Annotated in this window: 18 protein-coding genes and 3 pseudogenes; 11 read left to right on the forward strand and 10 right to left on the reverse strand. The window is 61.6% G+C overall.

Annotated elements, in window-relative coordinates; genetic code table 11:
- Positions 1-304: 304 nt before the first annotated feature.
- From ACWGS9_RS30445 to ACWGS9_RS30460, 4 genes are all read right to left on the reverse strand, one after another.
- On the reverse strand, positions 305-1,438 hold the full coding sequence (locus ACWGS9_RS30445) for a substrate-binding protein (protein ID WP_454508718.1): 1,134 nt from the start codon (positions 1,436-1,438) through the stop codon (positions 305-307).
- Positions 1,439-1,509: 71 nt separating this feature from the next.
- Positions 1,510-1,782, reverse strand: coding sequence for a hypothetical protein (locus ACWGS9_RS30450; RefSeq protein ID WP_454508719.1), 273 nt, complete (start codon positions 1,780-1,782; stop codon positions 1,510-1,512).
- A gap of 91 nt (positions 1,783-1,873) precedes the next feature.
- Positions 1,874-3,340, reverse strand: a complete 1,467-nt coding sequence (locus tag ACWGS9_RS30455; RefSeq protein WP_454508720.1) for an HD domain-containing phosphohydrolase — start codon at positions 3,338-3,340, stop codon at positions 1,874-1,876.
- 475 nt (positions 3,341-3,815) lie between these two features.
- The gene (locus ACWGS9_RS30460) at positions 3,816-4,271 is read right to left on the reverse strand and encodes an alpha/beta fold hydrolase (protein ID WP_454508721.1); all 456 of its coding nucleotides are present in this window, start codon (positions 4,269-4,271) and stop codon (positions 3,816-3,818) included.
- Here ACWGS9_RS30460 and ACWGS9_RS30465 point away from each other — a divergent pair.
- Positions 4,247-4,396: pseudogene (locus ACWGS9_RS30465) on the forward strand (hypothetical protein); the annotation flags it as partial. The gene ACWGS9_RS30460 and the pseudogene ACWGS9_RS30465 sit on opposite strands and share 25 nt — an antisense overlap.
- On the opposite strand, the gene ACWGS9_RS30470 reads toward ACWGS9_RS30465, so the two are convergent.
- Positions 4,376-4,672, reverse strand: coding sequence for a hypothetical protein (locus ACWGS9_RS30470; RefSeq protein ID WP_454508722.1), 297 nt, complete (start codon positions 4,670-4,672; stop codon positions 4,376-4,378). The pseudogene ACWGS9_RS30465 and the gene ACWGS9_RS30470 overlap by 21 nt on opposite strands.
- 178 nt (positions 4,673-4,850) lie before the next feature.
- Here ACWGS9_RS30470 and ACWGS9_RS30475 point away from each other — a divergent pair, with 178 nt between their 5' ends.
- The 5 genes from ACWGS9_RS30475 (at position 4,851) to ACWGS9_RS30495 (ending at position 7,085) form a co-directional block, all read left to right on the forward strand.
- Entirely contained in the window at positions 4,851-5,786 is a 936-nt protein-coding gene (locus ACWGS9_RS30475; RefSeq protein WP_454508723.1) for an oxygenase MpaB family protein, read from the forward strand.
- Positions 5,787-5,854: 68 nt separating this feature from the next.
- Positions 5,855-6,298: an SAM-dependent chlorinase/fluorinase gene (locus ACWGS9_RS30480; RefSeq protein WP_454508724.1), complete on the forward strand. Its 444-nt coding sequence runs from the start codon at positions 5,855-5,857 to the stop codon at positions 6,296-6,298.
- A complete protein-coding gene (locus ACWGS9_RS30485) occupies positions 6,295-6,510 on the forward strand; it encodes an SAM hydroxide adenosyltransferase (protein WP_454508725.1) in 216 nt (71 codons plus the stop codon). The genes ACWGS9_RS30480 and ACWGS9_RS30485 overlap by 4 nt, the downstream gene beginning before the upstream one ends.
- 50 nt (positions 6,511-6,560) lie before the next feature.
- Positions 6,561-6,704 (forward strand): hypothetical protein, encoded by a 144-nt coding sequence (locus tag ACWGS9_RS30490; RefSeq protein ID WP_454508726.1) that lies wholly within the window; start codon positions 6,561-6,563, stop codon positions 6,702-6,704.
- Between the two features lie 45 nt (positions 6,705-6,749).
- Positions 6,750-7,085, forward strand: a complete 336-nt coding sequence (locus ACWGS9_RS30495; RefSeq protein ID WP_454508727.1) for a 4a-hydroxytetrahydrobiopterin dehydratase — start codon at positions 6,750-6,752, stop codon at positions 7,083-7,085.
- Between the two features lie 121 nt (positions 7,086-7,206).
- Here the strand turns inward: ACWGS9_RS30495 and ACWGS9_RS30500 are convergent, their stop codons facing one another.
- A complete protein-coding gene (locus tag ACWGS9_RS30500) occupies positions 7,207-8,127 on the reverse strand; it encodes a complex I NDUFA9 subunit family protein (RefSeq protein WP_454508728.1) in 921 nt (306 codons plus the stop codon).
- Between the two features lie 170 nt (positions 8,128-8,297).
- Here ACWGS9_RS30500 and ACWGS9_RS30505 point away from each other — a divergent pair, with 170 nt between their 5' ends.
- Together ACWGS9_RS30505 and ACWGS9_RS30510 are read left to right on the forward strand one after the other, a co-directional pair.
- A complete protein-coding gene (locus tag ACWGS9_RS30505) occupies positions 8,298-8,495 on the forward strand; it encodes a hypothetical protein (RefSeq protein ID WP_454508729.1) in 198 nt (65 codons plus the stop codon).
- A gap of 33 nt (positions 8,496-8,528) precedes the next feature.
- Positions 8,529-8,822, forward strand: coding sequence for a GYD domain-containing protein (locus ACWGS9_RS30510; protein ID WP_454508730.1), 294 nt, complete (start codon positions 8,529-8,531; stop codon positions 8,820-8,822).
- 344 nt (positions 8,823-9,166) lie between these two features.
- Here ACWGS9_RS30510 and ACWGS9_RS30515 read toward each other — a convergent pair whose 3' ends face one another.
- Positions 9,167-9,604, reverse strand: coding sequence for a hypothetical protein (locus tag ACWGS9_RS30515; RefSeq protein WP_454508731.1), 438 nt, complete (start codon positions 9,602-9,604; stop codon positions 9,167-9,169).
- 622 nt (positions 9,605-10,226) lie between these two features.
- Here ACWGS9_RS30515 and ACWGS9_RS30520 point away from each other — a divergent pair.
- Positions 10,227-10,481, forward strand: a complete 255-nt coding sequence (locus ACWGS9_RS30520) for a hypothetical protein (protein ID WP_454508732.1) — start codon at positions 10,227-10,229, stop codon at positions 10,479-10,481.
- 441 nt (positions 10,482-10,922) lie between these two features.
- Positions 10,923-11,341: pseudogene (locus tag ACWGS9_RS30525) on the forward strand (CBS domain-containing protein).
- A gap of 138 nt (positions 11,342-11,479) precedes the next feature.
- Here ACWGS9_RS30525 and ACWGS9_RS30530 read toward each other — a convergent pair.
- A complete protein-coding gene (locus ACWGS9_RS30530) occupies positions 11,480-11,941 on the reverse strand; it encodes a phasin (RefSeq protein ID WP_454508733.1) in 462 nt (153 codons plus the stop codon).
- 675 nt (positions 11,942-12,616) lie between these two features.
- A complete protein-coding gene (locus ACWGS9_RS30535; RefSeq protein WP_454508734.1) occupies positions 12,617-13,279 on the reverse strand; it encodes a S8/S53 family peptidase in 663 nt (220 codons plus the stop codon).
- 255 nt (positions 13,280-13,534) lie between these two features.
- On the opposite strand from ACWGS9_RS30535, the gene ACWGS9_RS30540 reads away from it, so the two are divergent.
- On the forward strand, positions 13,535-14,449 hold the full coding sequence (locus ACWGS9_RS30540; protein WP_454508735.1) for an ornithine cyclodeaminase family protein: 915 nt from the start codon (positions 13,535-13,537) through the stop codon (positions 14,447-14,449).
- A 244-nt stretch (positions 14,450-14,693) separates the two neighbouring features.
- On the opposite strand, the pseudogene ACWGS9_RS30545 reads toward ACWGS9_RS30540, so the two are convergent.
- A pseudogene (locus ACWGS9_RS30545) lies at positions 14,694-14,855 on the reverse strand (NADP-dependent oxidoreductase); the annotation flags it as partial.

Below are 14,855 nucleotides of genomic sequence, written 5' to 3' on the forward strand. Positions count from 1 at the left end.
TGTGCGAAATTTCCCGCGTTCTGATCTCCGTTGCTTCAGAACGAATGGCCGGCAAAACAGCGAAGGAAGTTGATTGAGAGCCATTAGTGAGTCGCCCTGCCCCGCCTGGCCAGCAAGGCCCACATAGTCCGGCGCGCAGTATAGCGAATAGTTGTCGCACACGGCAGGATTGGGCCGAAATCAGCCAGAAAGGTGCCATTCAGCTGGCGATCCCCATTTTGGCGCAACGTCGTTTCTAGCCGTTACAAGAAGGTGGATGGCGAGGGCACCATCTAGCCGCCCTCGCGATCGAGGTCTGCGCAGTTCACCCCACGTTGCTCAGTTGCAATTCTTCGGTAAGCACGCGCTCGTCGGGATCGATCGGACCCAAGTTGTTCACCACCCGGAATCGACCGCCCTGTGCCTGTGCAATGTACATATTCATTCGAACATGATGCTGGCCGGGAACCATCTCCGCCGGGCCGCCTGGGCCGTCGCTGACCCGAGCGTGATCGAGCGCCCGGATAACCGCGTCGCGCTCGACCGTGCCGGCCTCATGAACGGCGGCTTCCCACATCTTGATTGCTCTATAGTGGCCGGTGCAGCCGCTGCCCGCAGTTAACATGGCGCTGCCCGGGAACCGATCACTGTAGCGGCGTAAGAGCGCGCGACCGAACGGATCGTCGAGTTCCTGGTAGTAGTCGAGGCAGCTGTAGAGGCCCTCGATCTGCTCGGGCGGCACCAGATTGAAGAAATTCTCGTCGAAGTACGTGCAGACGATCTTGCCGCCGCGTTTGCCAAAGCCGGCCCTATACAGTTCTTCAAGGAACGGCGTCAGACCCGGCGGGACAATCGTATTGAAGACCACGTCGGCCCCGCTCGCCATGATCTGCTGCACCGTCCGCTGGAAATCGACGGTGTCGAGCGGAAAATACTCTTCGCCGACGATCTCGCCGCCATTGCCGCGCACCACCCGGCTCGCGGCCTTGTTCAAGAGGTGGGGCCAAATATAGTCGGCCGACGGCAAATAGAACCTCTTCGCCCCGGTGCTCTTCATCAGCCATGGGATCAGCTGTTCCACCTGCTGCGCGGGCACCGGACCCGTGCAGAAGATCAAGGGATCGTTTTCCTGTCCCTCGTACTGCTCGGTATAGATGTAGAGCGTCCTTCCCCGCGTGACCGCCTCGCTCTTGATGGCGAGGCGGGTCGAGCTGTAGATGCCGCCGACGACCACGTCGACCCTGTCGACGTCGATCAGTTTCGCGGTCCTTGCCTTGGCGACGGCGTCGATGGTTTCGCCATCCTCGATGACGAGTTCCACCGGCCGGCCGAGAAGGCCGCCTTTAGCATTGATGTCGTCGACGAGCATGGTGGTGAGGTTCGCGTTGGCGATGCCCATGAAGGACAACGGGCCGGTGAGTTCGGCGATAAGGCCGATCTTGATGGGTTTCGGATCCATTTGATTTCTCCAAATCTGGGGATTCGTCGGGCGCGCCGCCGCCGGGCGGCAGGCGGCGCGCGGCGCGGAGGTCAGGCGTCGTAGCGGCCGAGCAGCAGTGCCGCCTGCGGCTTGCCGACATGGCCGGCTTCCTGCAGGATCGAGGGGACCTCCGGATCCGACACGAAATTCTTCCAGCCCTCGGCATCCCAGTCGAAGATCGCCCACACGCGGTCGGGTTCGCTCGGGTCGCGGAACACGGTTGCGCCGTTCGAGCCGTGCAGCCGGCGCTTGTCGGCCCCTTTGGTCGAAAAGATACGGATGAAGCGGTCGACGTCCGCCACCTTGGTCGTTGCAAGCAGCATTGGATTACCCTCCTGTCGGTCGCGGCCACCATTGGTCCGTCGACAGGATCACGATGCGCGCCTCGCGGCGGGCGCACATGGGGTGTATTCCCTATGCCTGCGTTTCGCCCGGTCGGACCAGGCCGTGCTCGACCGCGTAGAGCGCGGCGGCGGCGCGGGTGGTCACGCCGATCTTGGAATAGACACTCTGGATATGATGGTCCGCGGTCTTGGGCGAGATATCCAGCTTCCGGGCCGCCTCCTTCGCCGTAAGGCCGGCGGCGATCAGGCGCAGCATTTCGATCTCACGCGGCGTCATGCCGGCCAGCGGCCGAGGCGGCGCCCGGCGCGACGGCTGCCCGGCAAAGGCCAACACAGCCTCGGCGGCGTCGGGACAGATACAACCATCGCGAACGGCCGCGCGCAGCTGCGCCGCCGCCGCCTCGCTGGACAGGGCCTTGCGGTGCGGGCGTTCCTCCCGCGAGGTCTGGAACGCCTCGGCGGCGCCCAGGATCCTCGCCGCCGGCGACAGGTCGGAGCCACCGACCTTGCGGTGATAGCCCGATCCGTCCAGGCGTTCGTGATGGCGAAGCACGAGCCCGGCCATAGCATCGCTCTGGCGACCGAACGAGGCCAACGCCCGCTCGCCGTAATAGGCGTGCAGCTGAGCGGCGTCCCGCTCACGGACCGACAGCGGACCGTTGCGCATCCAGGTCGCCACCGGCACCACCAGTTCGCCGATGTCATGGATGCAGCCCGACCAGCGCAGCGCGCGGACGTCGGCGGCCGGCAGCCCGATCCCCGTCCCAGCACCCTCGGCCAGTTCCGCCACCATCCTTGAATGGCCGTGCGTGAAAGGCATGCGCATGTCGATCATGTCGGCGATGGCGAGAAATGCCTCGTCGCAAGCCGCCTCATCCAGTGTCACCGGCGGGTCGGGCTCCAGCGCGAGGATCGTCTCGCGATCGACGGTCGCGCCAATGCCCTCCATCAGCACCGCCGCGTTGGCGGAGACGAGCCGGGCCAGCTCCGCTTCGTAGGCGCCGTCGGCGCGACCGGCAATGGTTTCGGCCATCGCGTCGATCCCGATGGCATCGCTGAGCGCAATGACATCCTGCGCCAATGTGATCAGGCGCACGGCCGGCAGGACGTCCTCGCCGCTCAGCCCGCGCGGCAGGCCCTTGCCGTCCCAGCGTTCGTAGATCTGTCCAAGATTGCGCCGGATCTCGTCGGACAGGCCGAGCCGCTCGCCGATCCGCTGCGCGACCTCGCAATGCGCAATCAGCACCGGGCGGGCCACCGCGAGCGCCTGCGACATCGCCGCCTCGATCGCCTTGGCCTGCGCATCAGGGTCGAGATCGTAATATAACCGCTTGAAGGCCTGCACGAAGACCCTGCCCAGTTCCGCACGGTTGCCCATGTCGAGACCGACAAGATCCTGGCGGAGCGCGATCTCGTCGCCGAAGGTTGCCGACAAGAGGTCGGTGTCGGCGTTGCAACCGACATAGCGCAGCATCGACTGGTGGTAGGCATTGCGACGAACCTCATCGGAAACGCCGGCAACCTCGGCGATCCGCATCGCAAGCACGCAAGATTTCAGCGCGAAGTCGCGGGAATGGCCTGTCGCGAGGTCCGACGCATAAGCGAGGACCATCAGGAAGTCCGCTCGGCGTATCGAGACTTCTGTCATCGCACACCCCAATCCGCACATATGCTATCCCGGCGCGCCCCTAACACCTAGGGCAAAGTCGCAAGCCGGATGTGCCATGCCGCAGAGAGGCAGCGATCGTTCGGGGGCCGAAAGCGAACGATCTGCTTTCGGTAGAGCCGTGTTAGAAAGCCGCCTCTTGCATTCAAGGAGCAACACCGCTCTCGCGGTTAGCGGCCAACTCGAGGGCCAGGCTGGCCGTACGGGAAGGCCGAAGGGGCAACCATCTTGCCGCACGGTAGGCCTGGTGATGCGGATCAACGCTGAACTGCTCGTTGCGTCCGCCCCCTTGCTTTGCGACTGTTCCTTCAGGTGGGGCGGTGGTAACGCAATCGATCGTCTCAGGCTATTGGATGATCAGGCCCGCGGCAGCCAGAAAGGTGCGGACTGCTTTGCGAACCTCCTGCTCCCGTCCGACCAAAAGATGTCCGCCGGTGTCGTAGACGACCAGCTTGGCACCGGGGATCTTGGCCGCTGCGAATTCGGCTGCCGGCAGCGTGTTAAACAGGTCGTCGCGCGCGGAGATGATTATTGTCGGTGCAGTGATTTTTGCCAACGGCAGCTCATGTAACTCGGGGGCGCTGTCGATATTGATTCCGGGGAAGCGCGCCGACAGCGGTTCAACGCTCCTGACGAAGCTCATGATGCGGCCCCTCTCGGCCGGGGGCGCAGCCGCTATCAGCGCGGGTCGAACGCCGACAAAGCGAATGAGTATCGACGGTGCGATATTCTCGGCGGCCCACCAAGCGAAATCGCCGCCGGCGTTGACGGCCCAGAATGCGAACTTGTTGCCGCGGTTCACGTCGATTGCAACCGGACTGGTGGGCGAATAAATCCCGGAGGGAGCAAAGGTGGTTCGCCCACGAACTGATCGACAGGGCGGACATATCCATCGTTCACGGCCACTCATCGCATCATGCCAAGTCCATCGAAGTGTACCGGAACCGCCTCATTCTTTATGGCTGCGGCGACTTCCTGAATGACTATGAAGGCATCAAACGCCACGGGCAATTCCGGCCTGACCTTGCCCTGATGTATATCGCCGACCTTGGTCCTGGAAGCCATCTGGTCGCGCTCGAACTGGTGCCCTTCCAGATCCGCCGTTTCCAGCTCATCCGCGCGGCTAACAGGGACGTTGCCTGGTTGCAGCAGACCCTGGACCGAGAAAGCGGGCAGTTTGGTACGGCGTCGGAACTGCGCCAAGGGGAAGGCTTACGCTGTCCTGGCCGACAATGTGAACTGGTGGTGGGCACGGTCATCCAATTGAGCTACGGTGCGCGAAGGAGCTCCGCAGAAAGTGGCCGTAGTTTCGCCAGGTGCGTCCAGCGGCCCAACTGCACTGCTTGGAAGCACGCGTTTCTTGTGAATGGCGCTCGTTGCCATGACCACGCCGATCGTCCTGCCTTGGCCGTTGCAAAGCCTCTTGGAGACGATAACGCGGGCGGTGCTGCAGCCCGGCGACCGGCCTCACATCGATTTCTCGCGACCGATCGGCGAGGCCGGACTGATATCGCCGGACTCCGTGTCGTGGCGCGTGTTCAAGAACCCGCTTTCGCTGTTCATCGGTGGCGTCACCGCCGTGATCATGGAGCTTGCAGAACCGCGCGTGCGCACTGGCGTGTGGGAGCATACGTCTTTCCGCCTGAATCCAATTCGGCGACTGCACAGCACGGGGCTCGCTGCCTTGGTGACGATCTACGGTTCCCGCACCACGGCCGAGACCATGATCGCCCGCGTTCGGCGTATACACGACCGGGTCGCAGGCGTGACATCGTCTGGCGCGACGTATTGCGCCAATGACCCCGACCTTCTGAATTGGGTTCAGGGCACGGCCGCGTACGGCTTTGTCCAAGCTTATCACACCTATGTGCGGCAGCTCTCCGCATCGGAGCGCGACCGCTGTTATGCCGAGGGCGTTCCCGCCGCACGCCTTTTCGGCGCCACGGGCGCGCCGGGATCGGAAGCCGAGCTTGAAGCGCTGTTCCATGCGACAGCCGGACGGCTGGAGCGCTCGGCCATTGTGCTCGAATTTCTCGCCATCATGCGTTCGGCGCCTATCCTGCCGCTGCCGCTAAGGCCGGCGCAGCACCTGCTGGTAGCGGCAGCCGTTGATCTGGTGCCCAGTTGGGTACAGGCGCTGATGGGTCTCACCGGGCACGGTTTGCACACCTGGGAAGTCGCGGCAGTCCGGCAGGCAGGGGCTTTGACGGATCGCCTCGTTATGGAAACCAGCCCGGCCGTTCAGGCCTGCCGGCGGATGCGCCTTCCGGCCGACTATTTGTATGTCCATCGCAGCGCAGTCGGCGCCCGCCCATGATTGTCTTGTTCACGGATTTCGGCTTGCACGGCCCCTACACGGGTCAGATGAAGGCTATGTTGCACTAGATGGCGCCGCGCATCCCCGCGATCGACCTCTTCTCCGACGCGCCGGTCGGCAATCCCAAGGCGTCGGCCTACCTGCTGGCGGCCTACGCGGAGTGGTTTCCTGCGGGAACCGTCTTTCTCTGTGTCGTCGATCCTGGCGTCGGAGGGACGCGCCCGTCGGTCATCGTCGAGGCCGACGGTCGCTGGTATGTCGGCCCCGGCAATGGCCTGTTCGAGCTGATCCAGCGCCGCGCGGCCGAGACACTGAGCTGGGATATCGACTGGAAGCCAGAGCGCCTGTCAGCCAGCTTCCACGGGCGTGACCTATTTGCCCCGGTCGCGGCCATGCTGGCACGCGGTGAGCCGCCACCCGCCAGGCCACGCCTGGATGAAGCAGATCGCCGTAGAGACTGGCCGGAGGATCTCGCCGAGATCGTCTTATCGACCATTTCGGCAATGCCATGACCGGCCTGAGGGCGGCCAGGCTGCCGGCAGGCGCAAGGCTCAGCGCAGCAGATCGCGTGCTGGATGGCGCGACGACCTTCAGCGATCGGCTGCCTGGCACAGCCTTTTGGTACGAGAACTCGAACGGGCTTGCCGAGATTGTTGTCAATCAAGGGCGCGCGGACGGCCAGCTCGGCCTTGCGATCGGCAGTACTGTGGAGATCGTCCTTTGAACGAAACCGGTTGTCCGTTGCGGCGTTGATCTATTGCGATGCGCAAGTCAATGAAACGAGGCCCGGGCGCCGATCTGCCGAAGCTGCAAAAAGGCGATGACAAGGCGCGGGCGACAACCGGCAACAAGCGGCTTGCCGAGCAGATCCGCAAGGTTCTCGCCAAGCACTATGCGAGCAAATACCGGGCGAGGTGAAAAACGCGATCGCTGCACCCGAAATGAGCACGAAGGGAGGTTGTCATGACCGATGGTATTGCTCAGAAAACCTGTACGCCCTGCCGCGGCGGCGTTCCGCCGCTGACGCCGGAGGCAGCCGAGGGTTATCTGTCCCAGACCCCTGGCTGGGAACTGGAGGAGGCGCGCCTGCTACGCCGCAACTTCAAATTTGCGGATTTCCGTCAATCGCTCGGCTTCGTCGACAAAGTTGCACGATTGGCGGAAGAAGAAGGGCATCATCCCGACATCTGCTTCGGCTGGGGTTATGCGGCAGTCTCGCTGCAGACTCACAAGATCAAGGGATTGCACGAGAACGACTTCATCATGGCCGCGAAGATCAACCTCATCGTCGGTTCGTAGAGAGGTGCTCGGCACCCCCAACGACCGGAGCGGGTCCAGAAGTTCGCATTCATGATCGGCCGGCTAGCGCGATTTCCTGACACTCAATCATGGCGCCTGAGTGCGGAAGAAGGCTCGTTGATCAGTGATCGCGCAACATCTCATGGAGTATTTCCTCGACCGGGTGCGGCGAAATGCCAAGTTCTTCAAATCCGGGCATCTGTGGCGACGACACGTTGTCGACCTGCATCAGTTCCACTTGATTGCGAGTGACGGGGGGACTCGCAAGCATTTCCGCGCCCCATGCGAGTGCGTGCCAAGCGGCAAATGGCACTGGGACCAGTATGGGTTTAAGGCCGGCTTGGTGCGCAACGGCTCTGAGAAATTCCTCATAAGTGTAGATGCAAGGACCGCCGCACTCATAGGTGATCGCATGCATTTGCGTCCCCTGCAGCGCTCTTGCGGTCGCCTCTGCCACATCGCCCACATAGGCCGGCTGCAATCTCGTCAGCCCGCGACCGAACATCGGGTAGATTGGAAGCCGGCGGAGGAGTTTGAGGACGATGGTCAGAAACGCGTCATCCGGTCCAAACATCACCGCCGGGCGGATGATGGTGGCGTCAGCAAACGCGGCACGCACCGCCTGTTCGCCTTCTCCACGCTTGCGGATGTAGAGCGATGGCGAGGCAACATCGGCGCCGATTCCTGAAACGTGAGTGAGCCGTTCGACGCCAGCCCGGTGCGCTTGGGCAGCAACTCGCCGAGCCGCCTCGACATGCACGGAATGAAAGGTCTCCTGTCCCTGTTCGACATAAAGACTGACCGCATTTACAACTCCGTAAGCACTGGCAAGTGCATCGGCGATCGCCCGCTCATTGTGGATGTTGGCTTCGACCGATTGGAGTTGCGGATCATCGGAACTAAACAACTTCTCAGCCCGGTCCGGATGTCTTGATGCGATCCGAACGAAAAACCCACCGTTGCGGAGATGCCGAACAACGCGGCGGCCGAGAAACCCGGTTCCACCGAACACGGTGACGACGCGATGGTTCATGGCAGCCATAGCTTGGACTTTGTCCGCTCATGTCGGCCGTCTCGACCCGGCGGTCCAGGTCATGTGGACGGCGCGCCTGCTGACCAATATCTGCCACCTCGGCTGCCTCGTACAGATTGGAATCGATCTTCTCCGCAACTGATCGAGAATGACCCACCCCTTGGGGAATCCGGCGATTGATGAACCGACTGCAGCAGATCGCGATTCTGCCATTGGACGTCGTTGACAGTGCGCCGCACATCATGGCGCGATGCCGCAACGAAGAAGTGCTTTGTGGTCGACACGCCACCGAGCGCCGTTGTCGTTTCTTGACCGCCTGTGGTTCGCGCACCCGGCTCGTGTTATCGTGGTTCCGGGAAACGGCGGACGCGCCGTGAGCGCCCGGCGGTTCCCCATTGTGGGAGGAACCAATGGCTCAATACGTATTACTGTCGAATTTCACCGATCAAGGCATCAGGACTATAAAGGATACTCAGAAGCGGGCTGAGGCCTTCAAGGCGATGGCCAGCAAAAGCGGGGTCAAGGTTCACACACTGTTGTGGACGCTTGGCAAACATGATGTCGTGGTGATTGCTGAAGCAGAGGATGACATTGCTGCGACCGCACTAGCCTTATCAATCGCATCAATGGGCAACATCAGAACTGAGACGCTGAGGGCATTCGACACGGCAGATATGACCAAGATATTGGCAAAGATGGCCTGACCGCCACTTTTCTGACGTGCGCGGGAGATCGAAGCCGACGCCGGGCTTGGGTGCTCGGCGCCCAATCCGTCCAGCTATGCCTCATTCCGTCAGATCACCCGCCTCTCCCAGTGGATCTTCACTGGGCGCCGGAACCGGATCGTGTGCGCTGCTCTCCTGTTGCGTGGAATAGCTGGGCGCTCGTGCATTCCCGGCTCTTGCGTTGCTGGCAACGCCGCGGGCCCGGAGGTCGCCTACAGGATGAGGGACCTTTTGCCACTCGAATACGCCACCCTTGTTCTTACGGCGGTCCGCCGGCTCAGGCGAGCCCCGCTTCAACAATGATGCCTCGAAACGTCGCCGGCTTATCCGATGAACGCCTCACGCATCCGAGCGAACATGCCGGGCTGTCTCCCGGCAATCGCCGCACGGACGTGATGGGCGGCCGTTACGGCGTTCACCGTCGCGCCGAAATGACAATAGCAGATGATCTCATGCAATTGCCTATCGGTCAGTTCGAAGAACCACTTCGCTTCGCCGTAGTTGTCGTCTTCCAACCCAGCGGCGCGGAGGACAGGATCCTCGAAAGCGACTGAGATCGGCGAGCCGTCGCCGCGCATGGCTCCGCGTGCTCTAACTGGCCGATACTCGGTCTGGTGCAGCGTCGAGAGGCGCCGGTCAGGGTTCCGTTCAAGAAGCTCGGCCCAGCGTTCAAGACGTTCGCTGCGCGACATGACCTGGCGCGGGTAGACCTGATCGATATCGGCGACGATCTGTAGTTGCGCAAGCGTCTGGTGCTTCATTTTAGCCTCCTATTCGGACGATAGTTGGCCCACCCATTTCCTTCTCACACCTGCGGCCAGCGTGACTCCAACCGATCGTGAAGTCCAATCACGATGATGCTGGGAGGGCTTCATTGACCAGAGTGCTCCCGCTTACCTCGGGACGGATCGGTGGGGCCCGAGATTGCTCTTAATTCGAAAGCGCAAGACCCCCATAGCGGTCGTTCAAATCGTCGATGGAACGGCGATGACACAGCGCCCGCCAATCGAGCCTTGAGCACGCGCGAGGGGCGTCTCTGGATGCTTTGTCGAGAGCCAATGTCCACCTGTCATTCTCGATGGCCCCAGTCACACCTGCCCGCTCCGCCGGACCTGCTCCGTCGCTCGGCCGTCGTGCTGCTCCTCAGAAGGGCCAAAGCAGTCCCGGCGGTTAGACCGGAATGGCGAGTGAAGCCGGATCCATTCCTCCGGTGCTTTGCCGGCGAGGTAGTTTTTTCACGGCAACAGCGCCGGGCGCCGGCCGGGCAGCAGCTGATAGCGCGGCCGATCCTTCCGTCCGCCGGACGTGATGGGTTCTCACTGCAACAGACTCTATCATCAGGTATAGTCCCTAAGCGGTCGTCGACGGCGGAGGAAAGAGCAAATGTCCGTGGATGCGGCACCGAGAAAAGTGGACGCCGAATATGCGATTGAATACCTCCAGGAACATCCGGAGGCCGGGCTTTGCTGCGAGGATCAGCGCTGGTGGATTACGCCGAACGCGAACGAGACCGATCAGCAGGTCCTGCTTCTTGATGTGGTCGAGGCTGAGCGGCTCAAAGATGATCCTCGCCTTCGACCGTTGTCCGGAATCGCTCATGCGGGCCGGTCACTCTGGGTCGTTCGGAGAATGACTTAACTATGCGCCATCCTCTAACACCCTGAGCGCTAGGCTGTGCGTAGACAGCGCGGCCGCATGTGGACGCGCCGTCTCCACCCCTGAACCTGCCGCTTGCCCCCGAAGCCATTTGGCTGGTCTTCCCGATCGATCCGGCGATCCGTATCACAAGCCTTCGAAGCATCACCATGGCGCTAAACCAACGCCGCGTCCGTACCGCTCGGCCGGTCACTGGCAGGTGTCGAATGTGAGGAACTTTTCTAACCCGAGGCATGGCGTCGGGGGTACCGAAGGAAATGGCGGCTGGACCGTCTGAAGAGAAAGGCGATCGGTACGCTCTCAACGTACTCGTCGATGCTCCGCGATTCAGTGTCGGCGCACCTCATCATGTTTCCAGAAAATCCAGTCCGCGGTAACATGAGACAGAGGGACATGCACCAACCTCAGAAAGGGAGGTCCGCCATGAAAGTCAAAGACGCAATGCACAAGGGTGTCGACTGGGTCAGCCCCGAAACCACCGTCAGCGAACTGGCGAAATTGATGCGGGCCGAGGACATCGGTTCGATTCCCATCGGCGAGAACGACCGGCTGATCGGAATGGTGACCGACCGCGACATTGTCTGCAAAGGACTGGCGGAGGATGGTTTCGACAGCCGCTCCGCGACGGCGCGCGATGTCATGACGACCGGCATTCACTGCTGCCGCGAAGACGACGATCTGGCCAAGGCCATGCGGCACATGGAGGAACTGAAAATCCGCAGGTTGCCGGTGATCAACAAGAGCATGCGATGGTCGGCATCCTCAGCGTCGGCGACGTCGGTCAGTCGGCGCCGAGGGAACTTGTGTCCGAATACGTCAAGAGGGTTTCCGCCCACCACTAAAGGGCGGCTCGCCCGGCGGATAGTCGATATCCGTCGGGCCTCGCCAATGCTCTCGATCGAAGACCTCAACCGGCTACAGCGCGCCGGCAGAAATGTCCGGTACTGGCCAAACTGGACCGCCTCTCGCCCGACGTAAAGCTAGGCGACTTTGAGTTCCTTGACCGCCTTCTCGAAGGCAGACTTGATCGGCTTGGATACGTCCTCGACGGCTTTGGTCGCGACGGCCTGGAGTTCCTTGGCCTGCTCGACGGCCGTTTCAACCTGCTTGCGGACGAAGGCGGTCTGCAGTTCAACGAATTCGGAAGGCGACTTAACGGCAACCAGGGCTTCAAAGTGCGAGAAGGCGGCTTCAGTGTTGGTGCGCAGAACGGCAATTGTCTTCAACGACAGATCGCTGCCAACGGCTTTGGCGGTTTCGAAACTCGACTCGAGAGCTTTCTGGGCGTCTTCAGTGCCCGCCTTGAATTTTGCAAGAACTTCTTTTGACTGTTCGACGCCCTTTTCAGCGGCAGCGCGGAACTCGGCCGCAGCCTTGGACGGATCGAAGGACGGCAAGGCGGTGCCTTCAATGGTGTCAGGGGTTTTTTCAGCGGTGGACATAGTTTCCATCCTTCAGTGGACACCCCCAAAAACGCCTCGTTCATTTATGAAACCGACACAACCCAATAGCAATATTTTTGTGCGCTGCACCATGAATTTCTTCCCCTACGTAACCAAACGCTGAAGGCATAGTATGCGTCGGCTTCCAGTTTTTCTTTGGACGGGAAATCTATGCGACGTGCCACCGGCTTCGTGATCGTTCCGCCCGCGATGTTGCCAGGTCAATGCCCGCTTCATTGGCGATCTGGAAAACGATCTGCGCTCGGCGCTGCCGGAATACCAATTCAAGGTCGTAGTCGACCACATCGGACGGCAGGATGCTGACTTTTTGCAAATTTCATAATAGGAACACCGGGGCAGCGTGGCTCAAGGGCGATGCCGGCTCGGCCGATGACGCGGCCAGCCCATCGAGCTCGTCGAGGCGCGATTCCACAAGCGGGTCGGCAGGCAAAGCGGAGTATGCTCGACCCGAACTACGGTCGGGCCTCTTGGCAAGTGAAGAAATCAACGACTGAAGACGCCTGTGGGTCGCGCCCACTCTACCCGTTCACATCTCGACTGCAAAAGGTTGAGGCATCCTTCGAACACCTCCTCGCCGACAGAGCGCTAAGTGCTAGGCAACGTCGGCAATTCACTGCAAGCATCGCTCCATTCGAACCTGAAATGCTTGCAGGCTCAAATAGCCCTCGTTGGATTTCGCCGTTGGCCGCGCGGCGCGTGCACTGGGGGTTTGTCCAGCGCCTCGAACAGCGTGCCCAGTTTGCTCGCAATGGGGGTGCCGATACCGGTGCACGGGTCAGGGCCGACGCGAGCGCGGAAATAGCCGTTGTCGCCCTGGGTAATGTCGTTGAAGCATGTGTGGTTGAGCCAGAGCTGCGGCGTCACGAGCCCGAGCTTGCGCCCGAAGGCGGCAAACAGACCGGCATAGAGCGGTGCCACGGCGCTGGTGCCGCCGATCGCTTCTTGTCGGCCGTGGACGAAGACATTGTATCCCGTATATGGGTCCGCATTGGCGGAGACGTCGGGTACCATGCGGCCCGGTCCGTGCGGCGCCCCCGCCTGCCATGCCGGCATCGGGTGGAACAGCTCAGAGAAGCCACCGCCCGTCCCCGAGCCATTCGGGTTACCGGGGTCGTCGTTCCAGACGGTCTCTTCGGCATTGGCGTCGTGAGGCTTCATGGTGCCGCCACAGCCAACCACGAACGGGCAGGAGGACGGCAGATCGACATTGGCCGGGTCCGCGCCGCCGTCAGAGGAATCATTGTCGCCCGAAGCCGCGAAGACGATCATGCCCGCCTTGGCGGCTGCCTCCGCCGCCGTGCTGAGTTCGTCGCGCATGATTCGAGGCTCCGATTTCGGAGCTTGAATCACGTCCAGGACAGTGCCACCAACCCGCAATGGCTGGTCGCGGTCCTGCTAATGCTCTGAATTTACTTCCGCTTCCTTCAGCGTAACAGACATCGCCGAACTTGCTGCTGGTCTGACCCTGTCGCGAATGACCCTGAGCCCACCTTGCGTCGATTTCGACGACGGGCATAACATGGATGCGCGGCAGAGTGCGCAGGGTCGCTTGAGCTGTAACGGGTGGGCGCAATGGTGATGTTCCTCGGCGAAGCCGAAGTCCGAAGATTTTTGGCGTGGAAACCGCTCATCGCCACCATGGAAACGGCGTTGATCGCATTCTCTGCAGGGCGCGTCATCCAGCCGGTTCGCAACATGCTCACCATTGAAGAGGGCAAGCGTTATCTTGGCATCATGCCAGCTGTCGCCCACGACGCGATGGGATTGAAGTTGGTTTGCTTCTACCCCGGCAATGCCGGCACTTCCGTTCCCACCCACACGGCAATGATCTTGCTGTTTCGCCCCGAAACGGGTGAACCCCTTGCGGTCCTGGACGGCCGGCTCATTACGGAAATGCGCACGGCGGCAGTGTCCGCCGCCATCACAAATCGGCTAGCAGCGCCGGAGAGCCGGGTGCTGGCGCTGCTCGGCAGCGGGGTGCAGGCGAAGGCTCATCTTGAAGCCATCCGCGAGGTCCGGCCGATACGGGAGGTCCGAGTTTGGAGCCAAACCCCTGAGCACGCCAAAGACTTCGCGGACGCTAATGGCGCGACCGCAACGGATGCCGAAAGCGCCGTGCGGGGTGCTGATATTATCGTGACCGCCACGAATGCGCGCGAGCCGGTTCTTAAAGGTGCGTGGCTGAAGCGCGGCGCCCACGTCAATACGGTCGGATCACCGCGGCCAACATGGCGAGAAGTTGACGACGAGACGATAGCAAATACCGTTATCGTCGACTCTCGAGAGGCTGTCCTCAAGGAGTCAGGGGATGTGATCCTTTCCAAGGCCGAAATCTTCGCCGAAGCAGGCGAGATTCTTGGAGGAACGAAAGCGCCTCCGGTTGGCCAGACCACGATTTTCAAGTCCGTCGGGATTGCAATCGAGGACCTCGCGGCAGCGCAGCTTGTTTTCGACCGCGCATCCGGGAACAGTGCACAAATTGGATGATCGTTACTGCGAATTTCAGCTGCTGGCCCATCACATCATTTCGCTGCGACGCCGAATTTGATCGCTACTAGGGCATAGCGGACGCTCGCGAGCCGTCAGCGCGGCCGATTTATGGGTTCACGGCCTAGAGCAGAGCCTTTGAAACGTGAAAGGCCGCCCGTCGTCATATCGCTCAGCGCGCGGCCCGGTGAGACGCGTAGAGGATAATCGAGGAGAGAGGAACCGCGCTCTCTCCTCCCAGTCCTCACGGACGGACGCGAATGACGGTCTTCCCCGCCCGTCGCTCAGTCGAATTGAAGGTGGCGATCGCATCTTCGAGGGACGAGACCTTGCCGATGTTCGTCCGCAGTCTTCCGTCCCTGACCCGCTGAACTATCTCCGAAAGCTGGGCGCGATCGGCCTCGAC

It is taken from the genome of Mesorhizobium sp. Arg314, assembly GCF_053714275.1.